Source organism: Streptomyces cinerochromogenes (assembly GCF_014648635.1).
Taxonomy (GTDB): Bacteria; Actinomycetota; Actinomycetes; order Streptomycetales; family Streptomycetaceae; genus Streptomyces; species Streptomyces cinerochromogenes.
On the sequence record NZ_BMRM01000049.1, the window covers coordinates 1 to 5,070 of the forward strand.

At 63.1% G+C, this 5,070-nt stretch carries 5 protein-coding genes; 4 read left to right on the forward strand and 1 reads right to left on the reverse strand.

Annotated features, from left to right (window positions below; translation table 11 throughout):
* Window positions 1-290: 290 nt before the first annotated feature.
* Window positions 291-644, forward strand: coding sequence for a hypothetical protein (locus IEZ20_RS39305; protein WP_189307930.1), 354 nt, complete (start codon window positions 291-293; stop codon window positions 642-644).
* Between the two features lie 1,123 nt (window positions 645-1,767).
* Here IEZ20_RS39305 and IEZ20_RS39310 read toward each other — a convergent pair.
* Window positions 1,768-2,349: an XRE family transcriptional regulator gene (locus tag IEZ20_RS39310; protein ID WP_308434739.1), complete on the reverse strand. Its 582-nt coding sequence runs from the start codon at window positions 2,347-2,349 to the stop codon at window positions 1,768-1,770.
* A gap of 803 nt (window positions 2,350-3,152) precedes the next feature.
* Between IEZ20_RS39310 and IEZ20_RS39315 the strand changes: the two genes are divergently transcribed.
* The 3 genes from IEZ20_RS39315 (at window position 3,153) to IEZ20_RS39325 (ending at window position 4,889) form a co-directional block, all read left to right on the forward strand.
* Window positions 3,153-3,350 carry a hypothetical protein gene (locus tag IEZ20_RS39315; protein ID WP_189307933.1) on the forward strand — a complete coding sequence of 66 codons (198 nt, stop codon included), beginning with the start codon at window positions 3,153-3,155 and terminating at the stop codon, window positions 3,348-3,350.
* 216 nt (window positions 3,351-3,566) lie between these two features.
* On the forward strand, window positions 3,567-3,704 hold the full coding sequence (locus tag IEZ20_RS39320; RefSeq protein WP_189307936.1) for a hypothetical protein: 138 nt from the start codon (window positions 3,567-3,569) through the stop codon (window positions 3,702-3,704).
* A gap of 57 nt (window positions 3,705-3,761) precedes the next feature.
* Window positions 3,762-4,889: a methyltransferase domain-containing protein gene (locus tag IEZ20_RS39325; RefSeq protein WP_189307938.1), complete on the forward strand. Its 1,128-nt coding sequence runs from the start codon at window positions 3,762-3,764 to the stop codon at window positions 4,887-4,889.
* Window positions 4,890-5,070 lie beyond the last annotated feature (181 nt).

Sequence of the window (5,070 nt, forward strand, 5' to 3'; positions counted from 1 at the left end):
CACGCCACTGCTCCACGCAGGCCGCGTGCAGGGCCGTGCCGATGCCGGAGCGCCAGCGCATCAGGGCGGTCCGACTTCGAGACGGGACCAAGACAGATGCCCCGCGACGACTACCCGGCGCTTCACGCCCTCGGTTTTGAGGACGACGAACTCAAAGAGCTTGGCCTTTGGGTGCCCGCCGTCGGCTCCCCCGCTGAACTCGCGGAAATTTATGTGCCAGCGAGTGTGTGTAAGTCGCCTACGGCACACATAGAATACCCCTCGCTACAACCACAATGAAGGGACTTCATATGTTCGGTTCCGCCGATCCGTTCATCGACTATGTGCTCGCGCAGAGTGGAAAACTTTCGGACGACACCCGCCGGGATCTTGAGGACGGGTGGTCTTTCAACCCGGCGCGAATTCCGGGAACCGTTGCTCTGCTGTACCGGATGCATCAGCTCGGCGCTGATAAATATGTCCTAGACATGTACTGGTCAACGCTGGGCGAATACATCAGGGAAAGGCCGTACGATGCCGTAGAGGCCATGCAGGTGCTTGCTGACGGCGCTGGTCATTTCCTGTCTCACGACCAAACCCCAATGACGCTTTTGATTTCCGATCTGGAAGAAAGTGATGATTGGGTCAGCCCGGAAGACTCCTAGGGTGCTTCAATATCGAGCCCATAACGATCTAGGACCCTCGGTCGGCTTCGGGCCGTTTTTCAACCCTTGCGCTTAACCCACACACCGCATGAAAGGTGGAGGCGGAATCCGTCTCCAACAGCGAACGAGTAACCCGGTCGTTCATTCGGCCGGGTGCTGCTGACCACCTCCCAACGTTGGTAGGTGCTAGCTGTCTGTGCAGCCATCACCCGCGTTTCCCTCATCTTCGGCGAGTTGGATTCACGCGCACTTGGACGGCGTGACGCTCGCTGGTCAGCCCCCTCGCTTGGTATGTGATGGGGACCGGGCGAGGGGGCTTTTTGCGTACCTGGAGGTTCCCGCAATGCGCGACGCTGCATACCGTGCCGCCGTGTTCGGTGCCTATGGATTCACTCGTGCGTCTCGTTGACGGCGCGGGATACCGACACTTCCGTACCGGCTACGCCGACAACATCGACGCTGGTAGCCACACCCCGAGGCGCTGAATCGCGCTGTGGTCTCGACAGCGCGCTAACGTCACCGGGACAATGCCGTCATGGATGCGGGACTAGCAGCGGTACTAGGTGCGACAGCGGGTGCAGTCGGGGGTGTTGTTGGCTCCATCGTCACGGGGAGGGTGCAGCGGGATGGAGTATTGATATCTGTAAGGGCAGAACACCTCAAGGAGAGACGGCAGCCGCGCCACGACGCGTACAGGGTGCGGGATATCGCACTGGATCTCGTCTATAAGAGGAGCTTTGCTCGTGAGTCGGCTGAGCGGCTATTAGAAGTCGACGATGATGACAGTCGGTTCGAGCGATTGCAATCCGCAGCGGGTCTGTCAGTTGATTGGGTTTATGCGGCTACCGGCGTGCCGGCTAAGGCCGTCGATGACTTTGCGGTGACCGCGAGCGCCGCACTTAATGACGACGGCACGAAAGGACCTAGATTTCTCCGCGCGTGGCGTGGTGTCGCATGACCACCTACCAGCGCTGGGAGGTGCTGCCCCCGATGGCTTTCCGCTGTCGGGGGTTTTCTGTGTTTCGGGCGCACCTTCGAAAGAAAGGCGGGGGTTCTAGCCGACTTCGGGGCCCAGGATGCCGCTAGGCCGGTAGTTCCAAGGGATTTTCGGCCCCTTAAATTCCTAGGCAGTCAGCCGCTCGGCGCGGTCCCACAGTTCCTCTGCGTGCTCGGCGAAACGGTCAAACATGCCCCCGTCGCTCTGTCGGCGCAAGTGCAGCAGCGGGGAGTCGTGCCCGACCAGGCGCGCGAGATGTGGAGTTACAAGTGCCTCGCTGTCGAACCGAAAGACTGAGAGGCTGACGTGATTGATCGCGTCGAGCGGGGCGGAGAAACGGGTCTCCACCCTTTCCAGTGGGCCGAGGCGCTCTAGGTGCTCAAGGGTGATTCGGATTCGCGTCGATACCGACAGCGCCACATCTTCGATTTGCTCGCGCTGTCGGGTTACCTCACCTTCCGGGTGGCCGAGCAGGAACCTCACGCGGCATCCGTCTTCTGACTTACGCCGGATGGTTTCCGCGAAGTGCGGTACCTGCGTCCAGAAAAAGTAATTCGTGTAACCGGCGAAGAACAGCTCCTCGCTCGCGCGTTCGATTAGCTCGGTCCATACCGTGGATGGACAAGCCGACCGATAGGGGTAGCTGTGAACTAGTTCCTTGTCGTTTCCCGTTTTGACGCGCTCTTGCACAGCTTTGGGCCACAACATCTCTTCATTCACTCCCAGTGCACGGCAGGCATCAGCGCGATTCCTGGCATGCGGTGTGAGGTCAGCATTGCTTAGCCATCTTTCCACCTGCTTAGTGGATACCCCTACCCGGTATGCAAGCTGACGGGGCGTTAGGTTGGCGTCTGTCATGGCGGACCTAAGTGCAGCGTTCAAGTCAACCCCCTAGCGCTGTCCTTTTGGGCCTTCTCAGACCCTAGCCGCCAGCGTCCCAAGTGTCCCCGGTGCGACGAGAGAAACGTCCAGACGGGTGGGGCACCATCGGCACATGACCGAGCTGATTGGACACAGCGGATCACCGGCGCAACTACCGGGCACCAGGGGGGCGTTCGGCCCTCCGGGGTTCACCGCCGGTCGCCAGGAGCTGGCCAGTACTCAGAGTCGCGTCGGACTGGACGCGAACGCACAACAGGGCGAGTACACGACATACGCGCCAAAGGGTGAGAAGTGCCGCAGGTGTCACAAGCCGTTCGCCAGTCTGGAAGTCGTCCGGCGGGTGAAACCGTCCGGCGAGGAACCCAACCGCCGACCGTACGCCTGCGTTGAGTGCCCGACCGAGGGCAAGTCATGAGCGCCCCTCAGAAGCGCGTCAGCGCCGGCGTGAGCGCCTTACAGCCTCCGGAGCTCAGCCTCATAGACGGGTCTGGTCGGCCCGCAGGCGGCGACTGGTGGGCGGAGTGCGGCGGCACCCTTGACCCGGCGTCCGGCGTGATCGCGTTCCCGCCCAACTCCCTGCCTCCCTGCCGGTTTCCGTGCGAGCGCTGCGACCGGCGGAAGGGGGCGTGATGGCTGTCAGCAAAGCTCATCTCGGCAAGCCTGTGACGGACGGACAGCGGGTCGGCATCCTGGCCGAGATCATCAAGGATTGGGAAGATCCGGCAGCAACGCCCGCCGAGCGGATCAAGGTCACTCAAGCATTCGTCCGGCCGCAGGGCGGGGGTCGGGAATGGCAGGCTCGCCCGTCCCGGGTCCACCCGCTGTGAAGCGGCCCCCACGCGGATTGCTGGCGGTTCTCGCGTGGCTCGCTTGGGCTACTACCGTCGCGCTGATAGTCGCCCGTGGTTGGGCTTCTTGAACTCCGCCCCCGCTGACGCATGAGAATCGAAGGCTCCCCGTCTTCCATTCGATTTCCGGCAGGGGCGGGCAATACCCCGACTCGTAACAGCGTGTCGGTTCCCTGATAGGTGGGAGGTACGAAAATGCGTGCACCGTGGCTCACGATGAACGACCCCGGCAACCCGCAGGACGACAGCGACAGCGGCAACAAGCACGGCGGGGGCGGCTCGGACGAGGGTGGCAACACCAACGACGGCCAGGGTCCGGCGGACGGTCGCTGATCTGTGAGCACTGACGACGTGAAGGGGGCGGGTCCTGAGGGACTCGCCTCCGTCCTCATGGAAAAGGGTGCGCTGACAAGCGATTGGCTGCCCGCCTATCAGGCAGTGCCCCGTCATCTGTTCATCCCGGAAATGATCTGGCCGGGCCGAGCCGGCATGAACCGCCAGGATGACCGCGTAATTCGCAGCGAAGAACCCGACGTCTGGTGGTCGGCGGTTTACCGTGACGCGCCGATCACGACCCAATGGGACGACGGCGTGTACACCGGACCCGGTAAAGGCAAGATCCCCTCAAGCTCCAACTCCATGCCGACCATGGTGTTTTCGATGCTGGTCGCGTTGAGCGTCGAACCGGGTCAGCGGGTGTTGGAGATCGGAACCGGTACCGGCTGGAATGCCGCGCTGCTGTGTCACCGCCTCGGCTCTGAGAACGTGTTCACCGTTGAGGTGGACGGGGACAGCGCGAGGGAGGCGCGCAAGCGTCTGAATGCCGCCGGATTCGATCCCGTCTCGATCATCGGGGATGGGGTCGAGGGGTACGCCGAGGGTGCCCCCTATGACCGGGTGATCGCCACGGCATCGATCGGGCGTGTTCCCCGTCGCTGGATCGAGCAGACGAAACCGGGCGGAATCATCGTTTCCCCGTGGGGGCCGACCTACGGCGGGGAAGGGGTGGTTCGACTGACCGTTGCCGAGGACGGTTCGGCGTCTGGTCCGTTCGTCGGCTCATCGGCGTTCATGCGGCTGCGGGATCAGCGGGTGAAGCGGACGCACGTCCGTGAATACCTCGGCGACCGAAAGTGGCCTGCGGACGGCACTCGCAGCGTCACACCGATTTCCCCGGACGCCGTGGGCGACTGGCCGGTCATGTTCGCCATCGGCGTGCAGGTGCCTGAGGCGTTTCCGTGGATGGAGTCGTACGGCGACGGCTCTTACACGCTGTGGCTGCGGGACACAGCCGTCACGTCGTGGGCGACAGCGGACTATGAGAAAGACCGCGAGGAATTCGAGGTCTACCAATCCGGCCCGCGCCGACTCTGGGACGAGGTTGAGACTGCCTATCTCTGGTGGGAGAAACAGGGCCGACCCGGTTTCGAGCGATTCGGCCTGACCGTCGACGGCGACGGCGAGCGGGTGTGGCTGGACTCGCCGGACAACCCCGTGCCCATCCGTGGGAGCCTGTAGCGCGGTCCGCGTGACCGTTGGCCCCGTCTGTGCGCTCATCCGCCGTAGCGCACGGGCGGGGCTTCCTGCGTTCGTCTGCGCTGGTCAGGGACTGTGCGCTGACCTATGGCTCTGTTGGTCCAAGGGCAGGCGATGTCGCTCCAGATCTCGACGCGCATGTCTTCGGCTCTCTCCGGGTCGT